At 41.0% G+C, this 23,497-nt stretch carries 24 protein-coding genes; 5 read left to right on the forward strand and 19 right to left on the reverse strand.

The window, feature by feature from the left end; genetic code table 11:
• From L5M51_RS12480 to pseB, 16 genes are all read right to left on the reverse strand, one after another.
• Positions 1-173, reverse strand: a 173-nt coding sequence (locus L5M51_RS12480) for a transposase (protein ID WP_263171552.1), incomplete at its 3' end; no start/stop codon positions are given.
• A gap of 44 nt (positions 174-217) precedes the next feature.
• Positions 218-445: an NTP transferase domain-containing protein gene (locus L5M51_RS12485; protein ID WP_263173040.1), complete on the reverse strand. Its 228-nt coding sequence runs from the start codon at positions 443-445 to the stop codon at positions 218-220.
• Positions 421-1,020 carry an HAD-IB family phosphatase gene (locus L5M51_RS12490; protein ID WP_028761221.1) on the reverse strand — a complete coding sequence of 200 codons (600 nt, stop codon included), beginning with the start codon at positions 1,018-1,020 and terminating at the stop codon, positions 421-423. The genes L5M51_RS12485 and L5M51_RS12490 overlap by 25 nt, the downstream gene beginning before the upstream one ends.
• A 9-nt stretch (positions 1,021-1,029) precedes the next feature.
• On the reverse strand, positions 1,030-1,770 hold the full coding sequence (locus tag L5M51_RS12495) for a class I SAM-dependent methyltransferase (RefSeq protein ID WP_263173045.1): 741 nt from the start codon (positions 1,768-1,770) through the stop codon (positions 1,030-1,032).
• 15 nt (positions 1,771-1,785) lie between these two features.
• Positions 1,786-2,631, reverse strand: coding sequence for a LicD family protein (locus L5M51_RS12500; protein ID WP_220590754.1), 846 nt, complete (start codon positions 2,629-2,631; stop codon positions 1,786-1,788).
• Entirely contained in the window at positions 2,624-3,814 is a 1,191-nt protein-coding gene (locus L5M51_RS12505; protein WP_220590755.1) for an acyl-CoA reductase, read from the reverse strand. Before L5M51_RS12505 ends, L5M51_RS12500 begins: the two co-directional genes overlap by 8 nt.
• Positions 3,793-4,848 carry an acyl-protein synthetase gene (locus tag L5M51_RS12510; RefSeq protein ID WP_220590756.1) on the reverse strand — a complete coding sequence of 352 codons (1,056 nt, stop codon included), beginning with the start codon at positions 4,846-4,848 and terminating at the stop codon, positions 3,793-3,795. Before L5M51_RS12510 ends, L5M51_RS12505 begins: the two co-directional genes overlap by 22 nt.
• On the reverse strand, positions 4,845-6,206 hold the full coding sequence (locus tag L5M51_RS12515) for an AMP-binding protein (RefSeq protein ID WP_220590757.1): 1,362 nt from the start codon (positions 6,204-6,206) through the stop codon (positions 4,845-4,847). The genes L5M51_RS12510 and L5M51_RS12515 overlap by 4 nt, the downstream gene beginning before the upstream one ends.
• 32 nt (positions 6,207-6,238) lie before the next feature.
• Positions 6,239-6,985 carry an SDR family NAD(P)-dependent oxidoreductase gene (locus L5M51_RS12520; RefSeq protein WP_028761227.1) on the reverse strand — a complete coding sequence of 249 codons (747 nt, stop codon included), beginning with the start codon at positions 6,983-6,985 and terminating at the stop codon, positions 6,239-6,241.
• Entirely contained in the window at positions 6,985-7,215 is a 231-nt protein-coding gene (locus tag L5M51_RS12525; RefSeq protein ID WP_011788733.1) for an acyl carrier protein, read from the reverse strand. Before L5M51_RS12525 ends, L5M51_RS12520 begins: the two co-directional genes overlap by 1 nt.
• Entirely contained in the window at positions 7,212-7,739 is a 528-nt protein-coding gene (locus L5M51_RS12530) for a GNAT family N-acetyltransferase (RefSeq protein WP_231466254.1), read from the reverse strand. The genes L5M51_RS12525 and L5M51_RS12530 overlap by 4 nt, the downstream gene beginning before the upstream one ends.
• A 53-nt stretch (positions 7,740-7,792) precedes the next feature.
• The gene (gene pseI / locus L5M51_RS12535) at positions 7,793-8,842 is read right to left on the reverse strand and encodes a pseudaminic acid synthase (RefSeq protein WP_028761229.1); all 1,050 of its coding nucleotides are present in this window, start codon (positions 8,840-8,842) and stop codon (positions 7,793-7,795) included.
• A 3-nt stretch (positions 8,843-8,845) separates the two neighbouring features.
• Entirely contained in the window at positions 8,846-9,961 is a 1,116-nt protein-coding gene (gene pseG, locus L5M51_RS12540) for a UDP-2,4-diacetamido-2,4,6-trideoxy-beta-L-altropyranose hydrolase (protein ID WP_028761230.1), read from the reverse strand.
• Positions 9,958-10,662 carry a pseudaminic acid cytidylyltransferase gene (gene pseF, locus L5M51_RS12545; RefSeq protein ID WP_220590759.1) on the reverse strand — a complete coding sequence of 235 codons (705 nt, stop codon included), beginning with the start codon at positions 10,660-10,662 and terminating at the stop codon, positions 9,958-9,960. Before pseF ends, pseG begins: the two co-directional genes overlap by 4 nt.
• A complete protein-coding gene (gene pseC, locus L5M51_RS12550) occupies positions 10,659-11,807 on the reverse strand; it encodes a UDP-4-amino-4,6-dideoxy-N-acetyl-beta-L-altrosamine transaminase (RefSeq protein WP_220590760.1) in 1,149 nt (382 codons plus the stop codon). Before pseC ends, pseF begins: the two co-directional genes overlap by 4 nt.
• The gene (pseB, locus tag L5M51_RS12555) at positions 11,804-12,799 is read right to left on the reverse strand and encodes a UDP-N-acetylglucosamine 4,6-dehydratase (inverting) (protein ID WP_220590761.1); all 996 of its coding nucleotides are present in this window, start codon (positions 12,797-12,799) and stop codon (positions 11,804-11,806) included. Before pseB ends, pseC begins: the two co-directional genes overlap by 4 nt.
• 374 nt (positions 12,800-13,173) lie before the next feature.
• On the opposite strand from pseB, the gene L5M51_RS12560 reads away from it, so the two are divergent.
• The 3 genes from L5M51_RS12560 (at position 13,174) to L5M51_RS12570 (ending at position 17,099) form a co-directional block, all read left to right on the forward strand.
• The gene (locus tag L5M51_RS12560) at positions 13,174-15,639 is read left to right on the forward strand and encodes a 6-hydroxymethylpterin diphosphokinase MptE-like protein (RefSeq protein WP_263173061.1); all 2,466 of its coding nucleotides are present in this window, start codon (positions 13,174-13,176) and stop codon (positions 15,637-15,639) included.
• Positions 15,640-15,757: 118 nt separating this feature from the next.
• Entirely contained in the window at positions 15,758-16,237 is a 480-nt protein-coding gene (locus L5M51_RS12565; RefSeq protein ID WP_198572644.1) for a DUF2947 domain-containing protein, read from the forward strand.
• 301 nt (positions 16,238-16,538) lie between these two features.
• Entirely contained in the window at positions 16,539-17,099 is a 561-nt protein-coding gene (locus L5M51_RS12570) for a chalcone isomerase family protein (RefSeq protein ID WP_263173064.1), read from the forward strand.
• A gap of 12 nt (positions 17,100-17,111) precedes the next feature.
• Here the strand turns inward: L5M51_RS12570 and L5M51_RS12575 are convergent, their stop codons facing one another.
• Entirely contained in the window at positions 17,112-18,056 is a 945-nt protein-coding gene (locus L5M51_RS12575) for an autotransporter outer membrane beta-barrel domain-containing protein (protein WP_263173066.1), read from the reverse strand.
• Positions 18,057-18,176: 120 nt separating this feature from the next.
• Positions 18,177-18,806, reverse strand: coding sequence for a TetR/AcrR family transcriptional regulator (locus L5M51_RS12580; RefSeq protein WP_105251906.1), 630 nt, complete (start codon positions 18,804-18,806; stop codon positions 18,177-18,179).
• 139 nt (positions 18,807-18,945) lie between these two features.
• On the opposite strand from L5M51_RS12580, the gene L5M51_RS12585 reads away from it, so the two are divergent.
• A complete protein-coding gene (locus L5M51_RS12585) occupies positions 18,946-20,052 on the forward strand; it encodes an efflux RND transporter periplasmic adaptor subunit (RefSeq protein WP_263173068.1) in 1,107 nt (368 codons plus the stop codon).
• A 2-nt stretch (positions 20,053-20,054) separates the two neighbouring features.
• The gene (locus tag L5M51_RS12590) at positions 20,055-23,135 is read left to right on the forward strand and encodes an efflux RND transporter permease subunit (protein ID WP_263173070.1); all 3,081 of its coding nucleotides are present in this window, start codon (positions 20,055-20,057) and stop codon (positions 23,133-23,135) included.
• Here the strand turns inward: L5M51_RS12590 and L5M51_RS12595 are convergent.
• The gene (locus L5M51_RS12595) at positions 23,120-23,365 is read right to left on the reverse strand and encodes a YdcH family protein (RefSeq protein ID WP_105251903.1); all 246 of its coding nucleotides are present in this window, start codon (positions 23,363-23,365) and stop codon (positions 23,120-23,122) included. The genes L5M51_RS12590 and L5M51_RS12595 overlap by 16 nt on opposite strands.
• Between the last annotated feature and the right edge of the window lie 132 nt (positions 23,366-23,497).

Below are 23,497 nucleotides of genomic sequence, written 5' to 3' on the forward strand. Positions count from 1 at the left end.
GTAAGAGTTTTACCTGGCACGGGACGACCTTCTTTTCTGGCTTTATCTCGCCAATGATACAAGGTTTGCACCGCGATGCCTTCTTCCCGAGCGACCTCTGCGACCGTTAAATTGTGAGGCGGTAATAATTTTTTAAGGATCGCCTCTTTACGTTCTGGTGAATACCGAGCCATATCGTTCTCATTTGCCGCGCCCTGTCTTTAAAAATAATGATTATTTAGGGGTGACAACTATCCTGACACAGGGGGACAGAACAATACTCAACAACCATTTCTTCACGATAGCCAACAACTACAACTATATTTTTGCAATATCCATCCAGCAAATTAATTAACCTTGATAATAAGTTTGTCCCTTCAATATCAATCATACATTTCGGAATGCCAAGACCAATCCTTGCTCCCATACCTGCAGCTGCAATCACAACATTTTCAATAAGTTGCATAAAGAATCCCCACTATGAACAATATAATTCGCTAAATTTACGAGTGATTTAGGAGGGTGATGAATAGCCCCAAATGCAATTTTTATATCTGACTCGAGAAACATCGGAACATCATTCATTCCGTCACCAACAGCAATAACCCTGTCAAATCCCATTGATCTGATATTTTTTATCGCTTCCGATTTAACTAAGACTTTATCAAGTTTGATATAACCATCACTATATTGAGCAGATGATGAATAATAATTACACTCAAACTTATCTAGTAAAGGCTTAATCCATAGGTCAATATTGCCAGTTACAATAAAACATTGCTCACGATTTTCTTTTATAAAGTTTAATAATTTCAAGTCTAATGGCACTTCATCTATAATTGAGTTAATTCTCTCAATTGAAACTGTTGATAACAGTAATACTCTCAATTTAAAAGATGAGATAAAATCTATCACACCGTCCATAGTTAGCTTTGTCAATAATGCCATTTCCTCAGAAATATTTAATTCTGAAGCAATACATGGTAAAATCTCTAAAGTAGTTAATGTGCTATCTAAATCAAAACAATATGCTGTCTTCATTTATTAAACCTATCTTTGGTAAATATAGTATTTTTGCTTAGTATCACTTCGGTTAGATAAAGCAGCACTATGCACATCACCACTTTCTTTTAAGCTAAATCCTGAATGATTAAAAACACTATCAATCATTTCTAACAATTCTAATTCAGTTCTATAAATCGCATTATACTCTTGCTCCATATCATCTGAAAAATGTTCGATAATGGATAATCTTTGTTCAACACCAATTGGTTCCCTAAAAGCAATTAAAGCCTTCTCGGACATAAGATGAAGCAAAATATCTAAATAAATTTTTAATTCTTCGTCATTCATGTAGATCATTACACCAAATGATAAAGCATGAGTGCATATTCCTTTAAAACTTTTACTTAATATTTTTCTTTCCCAAAGAGGTGAAACAAAAAAATGCGCATTTTTATAACTTTTAAATTTTTTACTGGCAATCTCAATAAATCCGTTAGAAATATCAGCACCATAGTATTGCCCACAATAGGGAATAATTTCTTGTGCCCAGCGCCCTGTACCACAACCAGCATCAAAAACGATACTGCTTTGATCAATTCCAAGTTTTGGGAGCAACAATTTTTTTTCAATGATATCTCGATTTATTGCTAATTCAGGATTTTTATCCTGATAAATAACAGCACTTAAATCTCCAACCACTGCTGATTTTTTCGCCCTATCCTCAAAGAACTTTACGACATTATCGTAGGATAGTTTTAATTTATCGTCGCCATAAATCCTAGCCATAATTTTCTCCTACATTTATGAATATAAAGTCCACTCTTTGTTGGCAACACACCAACTACCGTAAACTCTTGTCAAATACTGATCATACTTATTGGGTACTGGTAAATAAATTCCTTTTACATTCAAAAAGTCAACTGTAACATAATGTTCAGCATCATAACGCTCAACTCTATCCATGACTTCCAAACACACAAAATCAGAGAAGTTAAATTTGATAAATACATCAATATCGAGAATTACATTATCACGATTACAAGATATAAAAACTCTTGAATGCTCACATTCAACACCTTTTATCAGCTCAATTTTAACATCACATCCAATAGTTGAAGATATATGTTCAGATATAAAAGAAAAACTATTAATAAAATAACTTTTATTATCGTCTAAAATGCAAAAGTCAAGATCGGAATCCCATGGGATTAAATCATTATCTCTTACTACACCAAGTAACGTCCCATAATCCAACCAATATCGAATATTTAAATTACTCATTATTTTTGAAAAGCTAACAATAAAATCCCAAGCTAAAGAGTATAGAACTTGATCAGAAAATCGATTAGACTTTAAGTAATACTGAGGCAATACAATAATACGTTCTTGGCTTATATTATATTGCGCTAATTGCGCTAAGATTGACTTAGAGTATCCACTTGCTATAAGAATTTTGTCAAAAATCAAATCGCAGTTCAATTTTGCGGGAGCATAGATAGGAATTTCATCTAAAAAGGTATTGTGCTTTTTTAGATCATTGTCGACAATGGCGCTAATATTACACCCTTCAAGCTTTAATAATGAAAGCGCATTTTCGCCACCACCGCCAGCACCAAATAAAATACAAACTCCTGAATAATTAGCCATGACTCCCCCAGTTACATTTTTTCCTACTGCAAGAATGTAAAATATCGATCCCATCCCAATACCAATCAAATGCAAGTGCTTGGCCAGGTTTAACAACACGATCAACACGTCCAACAATATAATTTAACTCGTCGCGACATTGTGCAAGTGACTCACCTAAATAGACACAAGTCTGAATATCCCAATAAGTATTTCTAATCGCCTGCCAATTTGGCATAACACTCTCAGTTAATAGACCTGGACCTGTATAATCTAAAATGGTCGGTTTTTGATGAGAAAATACGCTAACACCTTTGTAGCACGTTAACTCTTGAGATTGAACAATTGCAGCATTCATTTGGCTTTGAACTAAACGTTCCATTACCAAACTAGAATTAAGCCCAAAAGTATAAAATGTCTCTTCTAATAGCCTTTGCTTTACTGCAATATCAGGTTGTCCAATCCAAACTAACATAGTGGGCGACGAGCAAGCTTTTTGATCGAATAACGTACAGTCTTGTTTAAATTCACTCACTAAACTTGCCCATGTATCAGTATCCAATGTTGATACCCATTGACTATCGATAATCGCCATCGAACGACGGTCAGGAAATACCAATTCTTGAGCAGTAGCTGATAATCCAAGCTGTCTAATCGCACGGATTGTTTTGTCTCCTCCCCATATCACTCTCAGATGACATTCTTCGCTAAACCATTTGGTTATTTCATCATTATGCTGGTAGCGGATAAAACGGGTTCGCTCTGCTATTGGGCTCCAACGCGACTCTAGTAACATTGCAGAGAGTAGTTCCAACATTATCTCTTGAGTGGGGTGTTTACGTGACGATAATCGGATAATGCTCGAATTTCCCATTAACAAGGCCATTATCCAAGAATAAAATGCTATTGTCGGGACGTTAGATGGTACCAAATGAAAAACCATTCCAAGTGGCGCACGACCTGATAAGCGAAGGACCTGTTGTTCAACTTGCCGTGGACGTAACCAAAAACCAAAAGCCGCTAGCTCTGGTACCATCCGATATTGCTGTTGAAGACGTTGTGATAAATCCGCTAAAAACTCTCTAATAACAGGCGCAAAACAGGCTAAAGGGACAGGATTAAATCGAGTCCCGGTTTGTCCTCTAAGTAAATGTTCGACTTCAGGAGCATCTAAAGCTTGGTTTATTGAAATGTATCGCTGCATCCCCTGACCTCTGCGCCTTTTTGACGTCCAATCACTTCAAAATACTGTCCCTTACGACCACAGCAACAATTATCAATCCCAATTATTCGCCCAATATCTTCTGTTAATAGTGAATGTCCTGGGTAACTTTTAGGGATTGCCGAAAGCACTTGTATTAGCCCCTCTTTGCCTATGGGTAAAGGGGCTAAGGTCGTAGGCTCTCTGATTATCACATCTGAATAAAGTGGAGCATGTAAATGGCCCGATTCACACTCAACAAAAATTGAACCTATTTGCTCAGCCATCCCATAAAAATTATGGACTTTAGCAATACCTAACCATTCGCTACATTGCATTTTAAATGTCGCATTATCAACTGCCTTATGTTGCAACTTTTTCCATCCGCCACTGTGAAATAATATTCCTTGTTCAAAAGATAATTTGTGTCCTCTTTTTTTTATTTGTTCTAAAAAGTGTTCCCATACCATAAAGGTAAAACCAAATAAAATGATGGGTTGATTTGAATACCGTTCACAAAAAGCATCTATGGTTTTCCAATCTGGTTGCATATTGCTATCTAGAGCATAGGTATGATCTCGACCGAGAAATGATAGGCCAACAGCGCCAGCTCCTCTGGCCGAAAAATCATTTCTATTTTGTACGAGTGATGTTTTTTCAATCAACAGCATTGGCAGTCGCTGTTTTCCGATAAACTCTTGAAGGATCTTAACCAATACTTTTGTCTGTAACGAAGCAGTTTCTCTATCAAGCACTATTTGAGATGCAGCCCCCGTAGTCCCTGATGAACTGATCATTTTGAATATTTGAGCATCGGGAATACTTTGTAACTTCATCAACTTAAAAAGTCGGCAAGCAAGATAAGGTAGCTGGGCATAATCCTCACTATGTCCCCAGTGAAATGCTCTTAATATATTAGCAAAGCTAGGACAGTTGACCTCGTGATGAGAGGTCAGCTTATTCAATTCAGCTAATAACAGCGCTTCCTTCTCAACCTGTGGCAAAGCGAATATGGAGTGTTCCCAAAGCCAATTCATGATGATGACTCCAATAATTGCGGCAGCGTATTATAGTCAATCTTAAGATTTGAAGTCCGAGGCAAAACAGGAACAAGGATGAACTTAATCACGTTAATAGGAATACGTAACCAGAGTGAAAGTTGTTTTTTCGCAGCATCTATATCTTGATCCGTTGGCTCATATGCGATCAGCAACTCATCATCTTTATTAAGGCAAGCAGTAATAATAGATTTATTTTCGAGAAATGTTTCAATATCTACAAGGTTAGTACGTTTACCGAAAAGTTTGATAAAACGTTTTAAACGCCCACAAAGGTAATAGCGCCCCTCTGTATCACAATAAGCAACATCTCCAGTAGCTAACTCTTTATATTCAGCACCCTTGGCAAGATCGAACTCACTTTCAGCATAACCCATCATCACGTTTGGTCCACGGTAGATAAGCTCACCTTGCCCTTCCGCTAATCCGTCAATTGGTTTTAAATTAAATTCACCGCCAGGAATGGGACGACCGATAGAATTGGGATGCTCAACGATTTCATTTTCAGCTATCCAAGCCATTCTTGGAGCTGCCTCGGTTTGACCGTACATAATAAAAAATCGTTTATGTCGTTTCAAAGCTTCGGCAGCAAAGTGCCGCGCTAATTCGGAATCAAGCCGACCGCCTGCTTGCGTCATAGTGCGAAGATATGGGTAGCTCGACCAGTCAAACTTCAATTTATTTAATGTTTGATAGGTAAAAGGGACCCCCGCAAAACTAGTTACCTCCAAGTTACTAAGCAAGGACCAAAACTGGCGATCCATTGTACTATATTCGCTTTGAACTAAAGCGGCACCAACGGCAAGATGACTATTGAGAACAGAAAGACCATAGGAGTAAAAGAATGGCAAACTTGTAATTGCCCGCTCATCTTGATTTATCTGTAAATACTCAGCAATTGCTAGCGCGTTACTTTGGAGATTTTCTTGAGATAAGCGTACCCATTTAAATGCACCGGTACTTCCGGAGGTTGGCAATAGTAAAGCAAGAGAAGGATGCAACTTAGCGTGAGTTGTTTTACTTTTTGTCAACTCATGCCACATACCTGACTCATCAATCCATGCATCAACACCATAATTATCAATGGTCAATTGCCGCTGCTCGTGACTCATCAATGGGTCAGCAAGCATGAGGGTATGTCCCAGTCTTAAAGCGACAATGTAATGAAGAACGTGTGAAAGACGATTAAAAAAAGGTAAGTAAATTAAACATTTTGAGCTTGGATAAGTCTGCTGAAGCTGAAGCGCTTTCTGATGAATATCGCCATATGTCAGCCAACCGAGCTGAGGTTCCCACCACGCTAAGTTTGGATTATCAGCTTTTATATGTGACAACATTTTAGTGACGCCACACCCTTGAAGGCAGATATTCAAATCAGCATCCCCCCATCAACACCTATCACCTGACCCGTGACATAACTTGCCATATTAGAGGCCAAAAATGCGGCGACATCAGCAACTTCACTAGCTAAACCAGCTCTTCCCATGGCTATACTTTGCAAACGGCTTTCATAGGTATTTTCGTTTAATATCTTAACGAGATCAGTTTCAATAAACCCCGGCGCAATGGCATTAACTCGGATTTGTTTACTCGCTAACTCTTTAGCTAAAGATTGAGTAATACCTATCACCGCAGCTTTGCTTCCTGCATAAACAGATTGTCCCGCATTTCCAACTCTTCCCATGATAGAGGCAATATTGATAACTGATCCTGAACCTGCTCGCTCCATTAATCTGGCAGCATACTGAGTACAATAAATCACACTATAAGTGTTAGTTGAAAAACTTCGTTCAAGCTGCTGATGAGTCACCATACCGAGCAAAGCATCATCCATAATGCCAGCATTATTAACAAGTGCATCTAATGTTTTGGTTTGCTTAAATAAATGCTGAAATCCTGCTTTTACGGCAAGTGGATCCGATACATCAAAGCATAACGCGTGGCAGTCTGTACCATACTTAGAAACAATTTCAGCTCTTACCTGCTCAATTTTGTTTGAATCGAGGCCATTTATCCATAATTCAGCACCTTGCTGAGCAAATTTATGGGCAATAGCTAGGCCGATACCACGATTGGCACCAGTTACTAATGCTTTTTTACCTCGTAATAGTGACATTATGAATTAACGCCATATTTAGCGAGTATCACCCTCGCTTTACCAACACTACTCATATCGATAATGTCATCAGTATCTAAAAGTACGTCATAAGCATCCTCTAGCTGAGCAATTAATCCCATGTGTGCCACGCTATCCCATTCGGGTACAGAGTTGTAGGCTAATTCATCATGGATCTTTTCAATATCGAGCCCTAATGCGTTTGAAAAGAGTACTTCTAATCTGGTCATCTAAAAAATCTCCGCAATTTTTCACGTGCAATAAAATAATCACTTGGAAGTAATTCTAATGCGATAAAATCTTGTTTATTCAACAATACTTGATAGCCTAACTGCTGATTGAGCCTTAAAGCAGAGTGGTTATCGGTTTTCACTAATGTTCTTATCGCCTTGATTTGTAAAGTTTCAAACCCAAAATCTAATTGTGACAATGCAGCTGCTACCGCAAGCATTGGGTGACGTACTGGTGACGGACCTAAATAAATTCCTGCGTCAGCAATATCTTGCCCAAATAATTCACCAGAAATATTCCCCTTTAAATTGACATAGCCTGCTCGTTGTCCTTTACACCATAAAACCCAATGCTGTTGGTCATTCCGATATTGAATACTTTCAAACCAGTTGCGTTGTTGATTCGGCGATATATAGTCCGTTTGCATCATCTGTAAACGAATATCATCTCGATTACGCCAACGTCTAAGTAGCGGTAAATCACACATTTCGACAGCGCGAAGTTCTACACCATAATTATTCAATTTAATTCTCAACTCTATGCTGTATGAGTTTTAGAGCTTGCCACACAATAGTGTTATACAAACTCCCAACACATCGCCGTACCTGCTGCAATATCCTGTTTGACGGCTTTACCGAGTAACTGATGTAAATATTTTGGAGCAATGCCTAAACCAGGGCGAACTGAACGAAGATTATCAACCGTCAAAATATCGCCAGCGCTCATATCCCGACTAACATAAAGAGAGCGCCGATATTTTCTTGATGCAATCTCCTTTGTTGTACATCCATAATGCACTCGTCCTAGGGCTACACGGGCTCTTTCGGTTTCCATAACGAGCGACTTAAACTCTCTCGGCTCAAGGGAAAACTCACTATCAACACCGCCTTCATTTCTATCGATAACGAAATGTTTTTCAATTACGGTACCGCCAAGAATCACAGAAGCAATTGAAACGCCAATCCCTTGCGTGTGGTCAGATAAACCCACTTGACAATCAAATAGTTGTGCTAAATGAGGAATAGTTGATAGATTGGCATCAACAGGCTCAGCAGGATAATGGCTAGTGCACTTTAATAAAATCAAGTCGCGACATCCATGTTGCTTTAATACCGTAACAGCTTCAGCAAGCTCATGAATTTCAGCCATTCCCGTAGACATAATCACAGGTTTACCCGTCTTGGCGACAGCCGCCAGTAAAGCATGATCATTATTTTCAAATGAAGCTATTTTGTAACAAGGTACGTTAAGTTTTTCCAAGTATTCCACTGCCGTTAAATCAAATGGCGTACTAAACGCAACTAAACCTAACGACTTAGCATAATCAAATAATGGCTGATGCCATTCCCAAGGTGTCATAGCCTCACTATAGAGATCGTAAAGGCTTCTCCCTTTCCATAAGTTGTCTTGGTCCTGAATAAAAAATTCACCATGGCTAACATTTAAGGTAATAGTATCAGGAGTATATGTTTGTAGCTTAATAGCGCTCGCCCCAGCTTCAGCGGCGGCCAATATCATCTCTTTGGCCTTTTCAAGCGATTGTCCATGGTTTCCTGATAATTCTGCAATGACAAACACTGGCTGGCCAGGACCGATGTGACAATGGTCAACTTTGATTACCTGCATGATTTAACTTTCTCCCATACCTGTTGTAGCCAAATATGTTTTTAAAGCATCTAAAACTCTGGGCAAACCATCATCAAGATTGATGATCTGTCGCGCGTTATCCGATAATTGTTGACGTAATTCTAATGACCCTAACAGCCTGTTAACCGCTAGAGCAATCTCTTCTGAAGTGACATTCTTAACGTCTCCAAGAAATTGACAAGCTCCTAATGAAGCAAGGTATTGGGTTGTTGCAATCTGGTTATCGGCAACCGTGATTACAACTGAAGGTACACCAGTGATACAACGCTCCCAATGGCTACTTCCCCCTGCGCCGAGTGATAAAGTCGCATTTGTCATTAACTTTGCAATATAATCGCATTGCACATGCCAGCTTAGGTACTGACAATCAGCAAATTCCGCAAATAGACTTTCTTTCCAGGGATTCGAGGCCCCCAGAACAACATCAATATTAAAATCTTGAGCTTTGAATGCTGGTTTTAAAACCCGAGTCAGCCCCAACAATGCAGTTCGAGTGACATTTGCGGAGTCACTTCCACCAAAAAAAACCAAAATATTTGGTACTTTTTCGAACAACATAGGATGGTATTCCAAATAAAACTCATCCCTTAATAAGGCATATTTAGGGCCTAGCAATAACAAAGTCTCTTTGTTGACTAAATCCCGATATCGATTACTGAATTCAGGCAATAAATTTTGATCAAGCAGTAAATCACAATCGTGTTTACGATTTGCCAAGTCATCAATCACCATGATTTGCTCGCATTTAAGTCGCATCTTGCAGCAAAAGTGCTCACTTAGCCCATAGTGATCGACAATGAGTAGATGATATTTATTACTTCCAAGTTGTTTAAGACAGATATCAGCCTCATTCTGCTGGCAATTTACCTGCAACTCTTTGCCAGTAAATGCCAAATCAACCTCATTTATATCTAACTCACAAACACGGTATCCTTGCGCACGTATGTGGGCATTCATATTGCCAAGTGCATTTCGACAAAGAAATGTAATATCCAGATTGAGGAAGGTTTTCTTTAACGCGCTCGCGAACGCTAAACAACGGGCAACATGTCCAGTACCGATTCTAATTGAGGCATCAACTCGAATGGCCAATTTCATAGCTTACCTTGCTTTTTCAATACATCATATAACACCTCAGCGCGTTCCCAATCCGCTAAGGTATCAATATCCGCAACCATATAACTGGGCAAGAGTTTCATTCGTGACCGAGCACCAAATACTCGAGTTTCCTCATTCAAAAAAGCACTAGCTCTCCCCCAGTAGAACTGACCAGCATCATGATATGTCTCAACTAAATCTTGCGATCGTTGACCAATACTCTTGTTATCAAAAGGTAATATGCTGCCATCGGCATCTAATATCAAAGCCCGTTGGATGGGGAATGAAAAACGGCAAGCCGAAAATACATAATCAAGATTGGGTGCCGATTCAAGTAACTCACCAGCCTCTCGTAAAAATGAATATTGAAGCAAAGGGGTCGTTGCATATATACAGCAACAAATGTCAACAACGTCGCCTAAAGAAGCTAATTCATTAAGGGCATGACGCACGACTGGAGTGGTACCGACAAAATCATCTGCTAACTCACTCGGGCGCATAAAAGGGGTTTCTGCACCAAAAGATCTAGCAATCGTGGCAATTTCCATAGAATCAGTCGATACAATTATTTTATCAAAGCTCCCACTACGTATAGCGGCAGTAATTGGATACGAAATCATCGGTTTACCATTAAAATGACGAATATTCTTATGCGCAATACGCTTGCTTCCTCCTCGTGCGGGAATAATCGCCACTCTCATATCAACAATTCCCTTAAGTTGTCACAGATATAACCAATCTGCTCAGCAGTAAGATCAGGATATAAAGGCAACGTCAGTATCGACCGATAGAAACGCTCAGCCTCAGGAAATTGTCCTACACTAAACCCGAGTTTCTGATAGTAAGGTTGAAGATGAACAGGAAAATAATGCACATGCACTTGAATGCCTTGAGCCCGCATTGCGTCAAAAATCGCTTTACGTTTATCAGGTTGTAATAACCTAATGATAAACAAATGCCTTGCACTGTAGGATTGTTCTATTGGTTCAACAACGTTGATAGGCAAGTCCGTAAGTTGGCTACGGTATATTGCAGCTAATGTATTACGTTTTTCCACAAACTCGTCTATCCGAGTTAATTGAGACACACCGAGTGCAGCTTGCAGATCCGTCATCCGGTAATTAAAACCTAAATGGTGCTGTTCATAATACCAGTCGCCCTCTTGCGGCCTTTCCATTAAGGCAGGATCTTTAGTGATGCCATGGCTTCGATACATTGCCATTGCGTCAGCAATAGGTTTACTGTTTGTTGTAGCAACTCCACCTTCAGCCGTGGTAATTATTTTTACCGGATGAAAACTAAAAATTGTAATATCGCTATATTGGCAAGCTCCAATTTTTTTTGATTGGTAGGATCCTCCAATGCCATGGGAGGCATCCTCAATCACTTTAATACCATACTGTTTAACCAACTGCGCAATAGCTTGCATATTGCAAGAATGTCCCGCCATATGCACAGCGATGATCACTTTTGGTAGCCGACCATTTGCATTAGCTAAGAGCAACTTGGCAGCTAAGGCCGAAGACGACATATTTCCCGTTGTAGGTTCAACATCGACGAAATCAATCTCTGCACCGCAATAAAGGGCACAGTTTGCCGAGGCAACAAAGGTAATAGGCGTCGTCCATACCAAATCGTTGCTCACAACACCTAAGGCTAAACAAGCGATGTGTAATGCCGAAGTCGCGCTGTTGACTGCAACACTATAATTAGCACCGACAGATTCAGAGATTGCCTGCTCAAATTCAGCAACTTTTGGTCCCTGAGTAAGGTATTCAGACTGCAGCACATTAACAACTGCATCAATATCATTTTGATTTATATCCTGTTTTCCATAAAGGATCATGATATTGCATCCAGCTTTAGTATTTCATCAATACTTAAAAAATGTGGGTTGTTACCCGAGTGGTATTCAAATCCTTGTGACACCGCTTGCCCTTTTTCATCCAATAAATTTTTCGTATAGTCGTTTTCACGGCTAAAAAACTTGATACTAGGAGTTATCACAAAGTGATCAGCAAACTCAATGGTATGGTGTGAGTCATCACCAGGGCACATTACCTCATGCATTTTCTCACCCGGACGAATACCGACAATTTGTTGTTCCAAATGTGGACCATAAGCTTTGGCCAGATCAGTGATTCTAACCGATGGTATTTTCGGAACAAAAATTTCACCGCCTTGCATTCGTGCAAAATTTTTCAAAACAAAATCAACGCCATCTTGTAATGTAATCCAAAAACGCGTCATATCCGGATGAGTAATCGGGAGAGAGGTAGTCCCATTTGTGATAAGCTGCTTAAAAAAAGGAACTACAGAACCTCGTGAACCTACCACATTACCATAACGTACTGCTGAGAAACGGGTTTTACCATCACCGACTACGTTATTAGCGGCCACAAAGAGTTTGTCGGAGGCCAGCTTAGTCGCACCGTATAAATTAATCGGGCTTGCAGCTTTGTCAGTTGAGAGTGCAATGACTTTTTTAACATTATTACTGATAGCGGCACGAATGACATTTTCCGCTCCATAAATATTGGTTTTTATACATTCCATTGGATTATATTCAGCAGCAGGGACCTGTTTTAGGGCTGCTGCGTGGATGACAAAATCCACGTCTTTGAAAGCCTGCATTAATCTCTCACCATCACGGACATCACCAATAAAATATCGCATACAAGAGGCATTAAAAACCTGTTGCATTTCATACTGTTTAAGTTCGTCTCTGGAAAAAATGATCAAACGTTTAGGCTTATATCGTTCAAGAATAGTTTTAGTGTATTTTTGTCCAAATGACCCAGTGCCACCGGTAATCAAAATTGTTTTATTATCAAACATAAAGCTCCCCACTTACTGTTTAAACCTTCGATTAACTGCTTGTGACAACTATGAGTCAACTCTTCAATAGTGCTTCATACATACAAGTTTTGCGCCAAAAGTTGGTATGAGAATTAAACCTGTAAAAATTCCATGTCATAAAGTGATATCATTATAGGCAAGTATAGGTAAAATATAAATTTTTTATAGTAACCTCGTTTTTCGAGTAATAAACAAGCACTTTTGTTTAAAAAAATAAGGCCAAGTCACAGTGTCAAATTTTTGCTGAGTAACAGGCACAAAAATGGAACACTATTTGCTGATAATTAAAACATGGCATCGTGTAAGCGACATATGAATCTGCTCTTAAGTGATTCGACCTAACCGAGGAAAATATGCAATTACAAACTAACATATTGAATAACTTTGCGATAAGTCGCTTCAATGAGTACTACTTACCTAGTATTAACCGCCACATGTTTGAGAGCATTGATTCTAAGAGCATTTACGACAAGAAGTTTAAAGCAACATTTTCAAAACAAGACAAACTCAATATTGTAGTTGGGATGGACTCTGGATTATTAGCAAACTATATTCTAGAAGAAGGTATTCCAGAGGGTAGTAAATTTGTTTTTATCGAGTTGTCTTCAATATGCCCTTTATTAGTGATTGACATTCCTTCTGAGTTGCAAAGTAAACTCGTCATTATTGACGAATTAGGATTAGACGACCTATTTAAACAAGAAGATATTAAGCTTTTCATCGCAAAGGGAGAATATACCCTCACATCATCACTTGCAGTAGTGTCAAGACACATGGAAGACTATAACGCACTATTTAATCTTGTAGAGTCAAGATTGCAGAATGAATATTTTGACAACAGAATCAGTTTCGCACAAAAAATATTTGTTAAGACACAACTTGAAAATATTGCAGATAATCACACGCAAGTAAAACTCCTTAGAAATACTTTTAATGGAAAAACTTGTATTGTCATTGCTGGCGGACCGTCATTAGACAGTAACATCCAATGGATAAAAGACAACCAAAAAAATATTTTTATCATTGCGGTATCAAGAATTGCAGGAAAGTTAACAAATTTTGGAGTTTCCGTAGATATTGTTGTGTGTGTTGATCCGCAGGATGCTAGCTTTGATGTTAGCCGTGGCATGTTTGATTTAAATGACAAAACTCTACTTGTTCATTCATATCATGTAAGCCCTAAAATTCTTTCACAGTGGCCAGGGAAATGCATGTATATGGGACAGCGTTTTCCCTGGAAAAATGACGCTGACATCGACAATATCACAACAGTTGGGCCTACAGTAACCAACAGTGCCGTTCGTTTGGCTATAGAGATGGGATTTACCAGAATATTGCTTAGTGGTGTTGATTTCTGTTACTCAAAATCAGGATATAGCCATGCCAGTGGAACAATCGAAGCAAGCTTAGGCCCGAGATTAGGGCATAATACAATCTGGGTCGAGACATATGACGGTCATCAAGCTGAAACATTAATACAACTAAAGTATGCAATGGAGTCCCTTGAGTATGAAGCCAAAACCTATACTAATGTTGAAATGATTAATCTTTGCAGTCATGCCGCAAAAATCAGTGGGATCACTTATTGTGACCCCACAACTATTACATTGGATAGTTTTACGACAAAAAAAATAGCGTTAAGTTTACCATCACTAACAGATTTAAAGCTTGATTTATTGAGCACTAAAAATGAGTGTCTAAAAACAGTTAATGATACATTAGAATTATTAACTCTAATAAAAAAAGCAAAAAAATTATCAATAAACCTAAACACTAACTCAATAAAAAAAACCAATGCATTAGAAAAGATAAACACAATAGAAGATAAAATTAACAAAAAATATAGCCAACTAGCTAAGCTATGTAAGCTTTATGGATATTTTGAATTTTCTCACTTCTTATCAACGAGAGATATAGAGAGCTGGACTCAATCTCATATGAATAAGATGACAAAAAAATACTATGATGCTTTTCTAGAAAGTTGTATCAACATACTAAATTTAATTGAAAACTCTAGTTGTAAGTTACAATTTCGACTTACTGAAATGAGCAACACTCCACTTGCAGAATTAGCAAAAAAATGGAAACAAGATAATCAACCAGGAAGAAGTATTATTTGGAAAAATTGGCATCAGCCATGCATTTTATCTTCAGATGAGCAATTAATCTTGGCAGAGTTAGAGCATCTTTTTAAACAAAATCTGACGCAAGTAAGACAAGCTTTTGTTGAAAAGCTAAGTGCAGGGTCTGCGATGGAGAGGATCTACACTAAGATATTACGACTTAATCAGTCCCAAAATCATTACGGCTTATCTCACATAGTCAGTAACTTACACCAAATGATAGAAAATGATTCTGAGGCTAAGCGACTGTATTATTTAGCATTGTCATTTAAGCTCAGTCTTGAGCAACAACCTCAACAAGCCTTAGATGCACTATTAGTATTACCAGAAGATATCTGCACTGAGATGGAGTTAAAGCACATTATTTTACTGGCACTCAAACTAAGTAACCTTGAGCTTGCAACAGCAACTCTAGTCAAAATTTTGGCTTATAGTGATGAGTACATGCCTCAGTATGCGCATATTTTAAAACTCCAGGGCAAGATTCAAGACTCAGTTAATGTCTACCTAGATTACCTAGAGAAGTATCCATCGGATACACAAACATGGATAAAACTTGGATTATTCATGTTTGAAATCAATCAAATAGAAGCTTCTCACACTGCATTTTCTAATGCAATTAATGCCGATCCCGATAATCAAGTGGCACGTGATTACTTATCTGAACTCACAAGACTAATGAACGTCTCACAATAACAGGCTCAAGATCACCGAACTCGCATATTCGTGTTCGGTGATTTCACTATTACCTCGCTAGACCGTATAATTAGCCTCGTTTCAGCATTGCTCATCTGCATATCCTAGGAGATTTTGTTTGGCTCATACCTATATACCTTTAGAAACTTACCGCCGTAAGTGGATTTTCAACCACAAAGACTTGCCTGTCACCGACGAGGACAAGGCGCACATCCTGCCGTTAACAGATAAAAGTGCGATGGAAATCTGGAACCAATGGATCAGCAACAAGAGTAGTCGTGCGGAGCAATTTACTAAGGGAGACTGGGCGACGAAGGCTGATGCTTGGGTGGAAACAGATCATTGGCAGAGCGCTTGGGATAGTGAAGATAGCAGTTTACCCACCATGTTAGCTGAGTTTATACAATGGCCCGATGAGACGCCAGTGTATTTTTGCTATGAAAAATATCAGATTATTGAAACTCGTTGGGATGTGTTCGTCCGCAATTGGAAGTGTTTTCTTTTCTTTGACGACGGTCCCATTTTGATCTCGCCAAAACAGAAACAAGCGGTGATGTTCGAACAGAGTGGTCAGTACAAGCTAGGCACTCGCGGATAATTTATACAGGTTGCTTAACGCTGATGATTTCCCATCGATAGCTTTACACCAACATTTTTACGCCGATAATTTAGCGGGATGAGTCATCTTGTTGGCATGCTCATATTTAATGATGAGTATGCCATATTTAACCATGTTTGAATGATGCGTAAGCACAATTAGCCTATCACTCCCCTCTTCTTTAGATTAACATCCGTTTTCGGTGCCGAGTATTTGAGAAGTTGGGGTCAACTTTTTGCTGTAAATACTCATAAAAATCTGCTTAAAACCCAATAATTAAAATAGAAAAATGAGGTGTATTATGAAGTTACTCTCCACTCTTACCCTAGCAAGCGCGCTGCTATTACCCCACACATTAATGGCCAAAGAAGTCTCAGGAGTGCAAGTCGCCGAGACAGTGACATTAGATAGCCAAACATTACAGCTCAATGGTGCGGGCGTTCGCAGTAAGTTCTTTATGGATTTATATGTAGGCAGTTTGTATTTGCCAGCAGCATTGAATAGTTCGGCTGCGGTTATTGATGCACCAATTGCAGCGATACGCCTTAACATTACCTCTGGCATGATTACCTCAGAAAAAATGCGCGATGCGATCACTGAAGGTTTTGAGCAAGCGACGGCAGAAAACACCGCCGATATTCAACCGCAAATAGATACCTTTATGGCACTGTTTAAGGAAGAAATTAAAGAAGGTGACCAATTTACCTTAGTCGCCAATAAAGCCCGTGGCGTGACAGCTTATAAAAATGGTCAGGAACAAGCCACCATCGAAGGTGAAATGTTCCGTCAAGCACTGTTAAAAATTTGGCTAGGTGATAAGCCAGCCCAGAAAAGCCTCAAAGAGGCCATGCTGGGCAAATAACTGACATTAACGTTAGAATTTGAATTCGATATCCAAGGCCGCTGCGCCTTGGTTATCCATTTCAAGCGCGGCTTGATTTGTCACTTCTAACTCACCATCAAAGTAATAACCAGCATAGAGATTTACGGTTAAAGCAGGCGTTGCTCGCCAACCACCACGCAGATAGCTCACCCATTCGTTCGTTTCTACAGCAATATCATCATCCTCAATAAGGAATCGCTCAGTACGACGTGAACTCCCCAAACCAATATTCCAATCAGGATTGAATTGATAACTGAGCTCTAGTCCTGCTGGACCACTAAAACCGGCTTGGAATGGGTTAGCCAGTGCCCAATGTTCATCTATCTGCCAACGCATGGCAAGATAAGGCACAGTGCGAACTTCATCGATATCATTAAGATACGCGACCCCAAAGCCAATCATGTTTCCCGAATCAAATGCATACATGGCCGATGCCACAATATCGTAACTCTGAGCTTGGCTAGCCGATGCAGTATCGGCGTAGGCATATTGGATCTGCGGCGCTAAAAAGAAGGCCCAATGTTTATCCATGCGATAATTTAACGACACTCCGGCACGGTAACGATTAATATGATCCCAATTCTGTCCGTCGGTGCCAAACAGCGGTGCGACATTGTTTGCGCCAGTAAGCGTGATGTTACGCCAGTCATAATCAAGTCTGTCATAGCCCACACGAAAGCCTAGCGACCATTGCTTATCCAGCGATACATTCATCCCAGCATTCAGTAATAAGCTGTCCCTTTGTAGCTCAGTATTGCCATTGGCCACCTCGGCGCTTTGGGTGCTGATCTGCGTGACACTTAATCTAAAAGGTTTGTATTCCTGCGAAGGTTTATCCGCTGCAATAGCGGCACAGCTCATTAACGGTAACAATAATAAACTGCCTTTCAGCAACCGCTGTTTTAAGCTTAATGGTGCGAGTTTTCGATTAGCCACGCTAGCTCCTTGCATTTAAAATAATGGATAAATTTTTGTGCATAATACGCGCTATTGAATAAAAAGGTTCACACTTTCAAAATGAAGATACAAACTAATACCTCTGAAACAAACAAGCCTTCACTCTACCCGATGCGCCCTCAAGAACATGTCAGCACAACCCAATATATAATGATTCCTGTCGTCAAAAAGCTCATCGGCCACTAATCCCAATTCTAATTTAAGTTTTAACTCACCAAACAACATTAAACATAAACGCACTGCACTATGGTGAGCATTACCAAATCGATATTGCCCTAACGCCTCTACAGCGACTAAATAATCCGCCAATAAGCCCACTATGTGTTTAGGGCCTGCATCAAAGAACAATCGCGACACTTCAGGATGACTTTCGGATTGCGCCACACAGGCTTTGAATACAGTAATAGCTTCAGGACTGACAATCATCTCCCCAAATTGCAAGGCAAATTGGGTTAATGCCGATTCCGGTTTAGTGGGATCACTTAACAAATCATCATTAAGATTATGGCCAACACACTTAGATTCAATTGCCGCAACAAATAATTCATCTTTGCTGCCGTAATGGGAATATACGGTTTGTTTCGACACGCCCGCAAGCTTGGCAACCTCATCCATACTGGTATGAGGGAAACCTTGACGACAAAACAAATCAATAGCAGCCACAAGGACTTGCTGACGTTTTTGTTCACTACGGCTCAAAGGTAATTGCGTCTCAGAGGAATGCGTCATATCAACTCTCAAATAGATAGACATAATTAATTGGCATTAGTTAAGCACAAAATAGACTAGACAGTCTAGTTTCGTACAACTAGACTAGCAAGTCTAGTTACATAGTATTAACGTTTAACTTACAGCGGAAGCCTTTAAAATGGATCGAACTGCCCGACTTTCTTGGCGCACTCTTAGCGTCTGCGTGTTTGCTTTAGCCACATTATCCGCCTGTCAAAAGGAAGTCACCGAACACGCTACGACAGCCACGCTACCCACAGTCACAAGCCAAACGTTGATCCAGACCCCAAGTTATGAACACTTTCAGACCTTCACTGGCACCATCCGTGCAGGTAATACCACAGGTGTAGGCTTTGAACTAGCGGGGAAGTTGAACAATTTACAGGTCGATTCTGGGAGTAAAGTTAAGCAAGGACAAATACTTGCAGTTCTCGATACCCGGCTACTCGAAGCCGAGCGTCAAGAGATCCAAGCAAGTCTGGCACAAACCCAAGCCGATGTTGATCTGGCCACCAGCACTCTAAAACGTAATCAAGAATTAAAAAAATCAGGCTATGTCTCTGAACAGCTATTAGATGAAAACCGCTCACAATTAAATAGCTTAGCCGCAGCGAAAAACCGCCTATTTGCCTCACAGCATGCCAATCAACTTAAGCTCGATAAATCCATCTTAGTGGCGCCCTTTGACGGCACCATAAGCCAAAGGCTACATAATCTTGGCGAAGTGATTGCCGCGGGCAGTCCTATCTTCACCTTAGTGGGTAACATCAATCCTGAAGCTTATATTGGTGTTCCTGTTGCGCTAGCAGAGCAATTTCACACCAAACAGCAAGTGCAAGTTAGTGTACGAGATCAAACCTTTCCTGCTGAAATTGCCGGTATTAGCGCTGAAGTCAATCCCGTCAGTCGTACCCTACAACTTAGGATCAGCCTACCCCAAGATGCCCGTGTGATTAACGGTGAAATTGCGTATCTGCATCAACAACAGCAAATCCCGCAACCGGGCTATTGGGTACCCATTTCCGCACTGACGGATGGTATTCGCGGATTATGGAATCTCTATGTCATCGCAAACTATGAACAGCAATCCATCATAGAGCGACGCGATGTGGAAATCCTCTACACCACCCAAGACATGGCCTACATTCAAGGCGCGATTCAGCCTAATGAAATCTATGTCAGCCAAGGGCTGCATAAGCTGGTCGTAGGCCAAACTGTATCTCCCATTGCTGCAGCCACGAGGTAATTATGATTAAAGCCTTTGTTGAAAACGGCCGCTTAGTCAGCCTCGTTATTGCGCTATTACTTGTCGCAGGCTTTGGTGCGATATCGAGCCTACCGCGTACTGAAGATCCCCACATAACTAACCGTTTCGCCTCAGTGATCACCCCTTATCCTGGCGCCTCAGCCGAGCGGGTCGAAGCCTTAGTGACTGAAGTCATTGAAAACCAGCTCAGACGTTTGGAAGAAATTAAGTTGATCCAATCAACCTCTCGACCAGGGATTTCAGTTATACAGTTAGAATTGAAAGACACAGTTAAAGAAACGGCTCCCGTATGGTCTCGAGCGCGGGATTTATTGGCCGATGCGAAAATTAATTTACCTGAGGGCATACAATCTCCCACACTCGATGATCAAATTGGTTATGCCTACACCGCCATCTTAAGTTTAGTGTGGAATAGTAATACGCCCGTACAAGTCGACATGCTAAACCGCTACGCAAAAGAATTACAGAGTCGGCTCAGGCTGTTATCGGGCACGGATTTTGTCAAACTTTACGGCGCACCGACCGAAGAAATGCTAGTGCAGCTTGATGGTAACAAGATGAGCCAGTTACAGCTCTCTCCTGCTTCAATCGCCCATATTCTCAGTGGCGCCGATAGTAAAATTGCTGCCGGTGAAATCAACAACCGTGAATTTCGTGCCTTAGTTGAAGTCTCCGGCGAGCTTAATTCTTTAACCCGTATTCGCCAAGTGCCGCTTAAAATTGATAGCCAAGGGCAAATTATTCGCCTCGGCGACATAGCAACAGTGACTCGCCAAGCTCAAACCCCAGCGGATAGCATAGCGTTAGTCGATGGTGAACAAGTCGTAATGGTTGCAGTACGAATGATCGATAATACCCGTGTTGATCTTTGGCAAGCACAAGTCAATAACGTCGTTGACGAACTCAATCGCGAAGTCCCCGCCAATATCCAAATCCAATGGCTATTCGAGCAAAACAGTTACACCAGCGAACGACTTGGCGGGCTAGTGGTTAACCTGCTGCAAGGATTTGTCATCATCTTGCTGGTATTACTCCTCACCCTAGGCTTAAGAAACGCCATCATAGTGGCGATTTCATTGCCGCTCACAGCGCTATTTACCTTGGCGTGCATGAAATATATCGGGCTGCCGATACATCAAATGTCGGTGACAGGACTCGTCGTCGCCCTTGGGATCATGGTGGACAATGCGATAGTGATTGTCGATGCCATATCACAAAGGCGTCAGCAAGGAATGAGCCGTTTAGCCGCAGTGAGCGAAACCTTACACCACCTTTGGCTGCCCTTAGCGGGATCGACTATCACCACTATTTTGGCTTTTGCGCCCATAGTACTCATGCCCGGTGCTGCGGGGGAATTTGTCGGTGGTATTGCCATGTCAGTGATGTTTGCGCTGCTGGGCTCTTACGTGATTTCCCATACGTTAATTGCAGGGCTCGCGGGACGTTTTAGTCATGAAGGTAAACAGGATGTCTGGTACCAACACGGGATCAACCTCCCGCTAGTGAGCCAATATTTTCAAGCGAGCCTGAGAATTGCCCTTAAACGCCCTATCGTCAGCGCGCTGCTTATCGGCATTACACCAGTATTAGGGTTTTTCGCCTCGGGTAAGATGACAGAGCAATTCTTTCCGCCATCGGACAGGGACATGTTCCAAATTGAAATTTATCTTGCGCCCCATGTGAGTTTAGAAAACACCTTGAACCAAGTGCAGTTGATGGATAAAAAACTCCACGCAGTCACAGGGATCACTCAAGTCGATTGGGTGGTCGGCGGTAATACGCCCTCATTTTATTACAACCTGACGCAGCGCCAACAAGGGGCGACTAACTATGCACAGGCCATGGTAAAAGTGACTGACTTTGAGCGTGCCAATGAGTTAATCCCCGAATTACAACAGCAATTTGATAACGCTTTTCCCGAAGCGCAAGTACTAGTACGAAAACTCGAGCAAGGCCCGCCCTTTAATGCACCAGTGGAGTTAATGATCTTCGGCCCGAATCTAGATACTTTGCGATCATTGGGCGACGACGTTCGTAATATTCTCGCGCAAACGCCGGACGTACTTCACACACGTGCAACCTTAAGTGCCGGTGCGCCTAAGCTGTGGCTACAGGTAAATGAAGATGCCAGTCTAATGAGTGGGTTAAGCCTGACGGACATTGCCAAACAGATCCAAATGTCAACCACAGGCGTTATCGGTGGCAGCGTGCTTGAGCAAACAGAATCGTTACCCGTACGAGTTCGCCTTACTGATGACAGTCGCGAGCAGGTGAGCCGCCTTTCTGAAATTCAATTAATGACACCTTCGGGTGAGTCTGTTGCATTATCCGCCCTCGCCCACAACGAAGTGCAAGTGAGCCGCGGCGCCATTCCAAGGCGCAACGGCCAAAGGGTTAATACCATAGAAGCCTACATCGTCAGTGGGGTATTACCTGCTCAAGTACTTAATGATGTTAAAGATAAAGTGGCTCAATTACCGTTGCCATCGGGTTATCGCATTGAAATCGGTGGGGAAAGCGCTAAGCGTAACGAAGCAGTCGGTAATTTACTGTCCAATATGATGTTGGTCGTCACCTTGTTATTAGCCACTGTGGTATTGTCGTTTAACTCCTTTCGGCTCACAGCGATTATTCTATTGAGCGCGATACAATCAGCAGGACTAGGCCTATTAGCCGTGTTTGTGTTCGGGTACCCATTTGGATTCCCAGTCATCATAGGACTACTTGGATTAATGGGACTTGCCATTAACGCTGCGATTGTGATCTTGGCCGAACTAGAAGATATGCCGAGCGCTCGGCTCGGCGATATGGAAACCATAGTCTCTACCGTCAGCAGCTGTGGCCGTCATATCAGCTCAACAACTATTACCACCGTGGGCGGTTTTATTCCGCTCATCATTGCTGGCGGCGGGTTTTGGCCTCCCTTTGCCATTGCTATCGCGGGCGGCACCCTGCTGACGACTTTACTTTCTCTGGTATGGGTTCCAACCATGTATTTGCTGCTGATGAAAACCCGTACGGCGAACACCCCATCCGCGATTCAAGCTCAAATCGCATCATGAACTAGATATTGGTACAGTTTATCTTTAAGGTTTAATCGCTCTAATTTTAACGCTAAAAAGTGCTCATCGGCGGTGGGCACTTTTGTTAACTCCAGCGCCCTAATTTTATTATCGAGTTCATGGTAACGACTAGCCATGGTCGCAAAGGCAGTATTATTGACTTTTAAATGCTTAATTTGATCGACAAAATCAGGAAACTCATAAACCAGCGCATGATTCTCACCTAGCATATACACTTCTCCTATAATGTGGTTCTAACACTATAAACTCCATTTACCTTAAGCAGCTTAGTCTATACCCTCAAAATACAGCCAGTACTTGGACATGTTATCTACTAACATTTCTGCAAAATAAGCCGATGA

The sequence above is a fragment of the Shewanella sp. SM73 genome, from assembly GCF_025653795.1.
Lineage (GTDB): Bacteria > Pseudomonadota > Gammaproteobacteria > Enterobacterales > Shewanellaceae > Shewanella > Shewanella oncorhynchi.

Excerpts from the sequence above, each read along its gene's own strand:
- L5M51_RS12585 (WP_263173068.1), top strand. The coding sequence starts at position 18,946 with ATGGATCGAACTGCCCGACTTTCTTGGCGCACTCTTAGCGTCTGCGTG.
- L5M51_RS12525 (WP_011788733.1), bottom strand. The coding sequence starts at position 7,215 with ATGACCAGATTAGAAGTACTCTTTTCAAACGCATTAGGGCTCGATATT.
- L5M51_RS12570 (WP_263173064.1), top strand. The coding sequence starts at position 16,539 with ATGAAGTTACTCTCCACTCTTACCCTAGCAAGCGCGCTGCTATTACCC.
- pseC (WP_220590760.1), bottom strand. The coding sequence starts at position 11,807 with ATGATCCTTTATGGAAAACAGGATATAAATCAAAATGATATTGATGCA.
- L5M51_RS12490 (WP_028761221.1), bottom strand. The coding sequence starts at position 1,020 with ATGAAGACAGCATATTGTTTTGATTTAGATAGCACATTAACTACTTTA.
- L5M51_RS12510 (WP_220590756.1), bottom strand. The coding sequence starts at position 4,848 with ATGAATTGGCTTTGGGAACACTCCATATTCGCTTTGCCACAGGTTGAG.
- L5M51_RS12520 (WP_028761227.1), bottom strand. The coding sequence starts at position 6,985 with ATGTCACTATTACGAGGTAAAAAAGCATTAGTAACTGGTGCCAATCGT.
- L5M51_RS12500 (WP_220590754.1), bottom strand. The coding sequence starts at position 2,631 with ATGGCTAATTATTCAGGAGTTTGTATTTTATTTGGTGCTGGCGGTGGT.
- pseI (WP_028761229.1), bottom strand. The coding sequence starts at position 8,842 with ATGCAGGTAATCAAAGTTGACCATTGTCACATCGGTCCTGGCCAGCCA.
- L5M51_RS12560 (WP_263173061.1), top strand. The coding sequence starts at position 13,174 with ATGCAATTACAAACTAACATATTGAATAACTTTGCGATAAGTCGCTTC.
- L5M51_RS12595 (WP_105251903.1), bottom strand. The coding sequence starts at position 23,365 with ATGCTAGGTGAGAATCATGCGCTGGTTTATGAGTTTCCTGATTTTGTC.
- L5M51_RS12590 (WP_263173070.1), top strand. The coding sequence starts at position 20,055 with ATGATTAAAGCCTTTGTTGAAAACGGCCGCTTAGTCAGCCTCGTTATT.
- L5M51_RS12495 (WP_263173045.1), bottom strand. The coding sequence starts at position 1,770 with ATGGCTAGGATTTATGGCGACGATAAATTAAAACTATCCTACGATAAT.
- L5M51_RS12485 (WP_263173040.1), bottom strand. The coding sequence starts at position 445 with ATGCAACTTATTGAAAATGTTGTGATTGCAGCTGCAGGTATGGGAGCA.
- pseF (WP_220590759.1), bottom strand. The coding sequence starts at position 10,662 with ATGAGAGTGGCGATTATTCCCGCACGAGGAGGAAGCAAGCGTATTGCG.
- L5M51_RS12580 (WP_105251906.1), bottom strand. The coding sequence starts at position 18,806 with ATGACGCATTCCTCTGAGACGCAATTACCTTTGAGCCGTAGTGAACAA.
- pseB (WP_220590761.1), bottom strand. The coding sequence starts at position 12,799 with ATGTTTGATAATAAAACAATTTTGATTACCGGTGGCACTGGGTCATTT.
- pseG (WP_028761230.1), bottom strand. The coding sequence starts at position 9,961 with ATGAAATTGGCCATTCGAGTTGATGCCTCAATTAGAATCGGTACTGGA.
- L5M51_RS12505 (WP_220590755.1), bottom strand. The coding sequence starts at position 3,814 with ATGCAGCGATACATTTCAATAAACCAAGCTTTAGATGCTCCTGAAGTC.
- L5M51_RS12515 (WP_220590757.1), bottom strand. The coding sequence starts at position 6,206 with ATGTTGTCACATATAAAAGCTGATAATCCAAACTTAGCGTGGTGGGAA.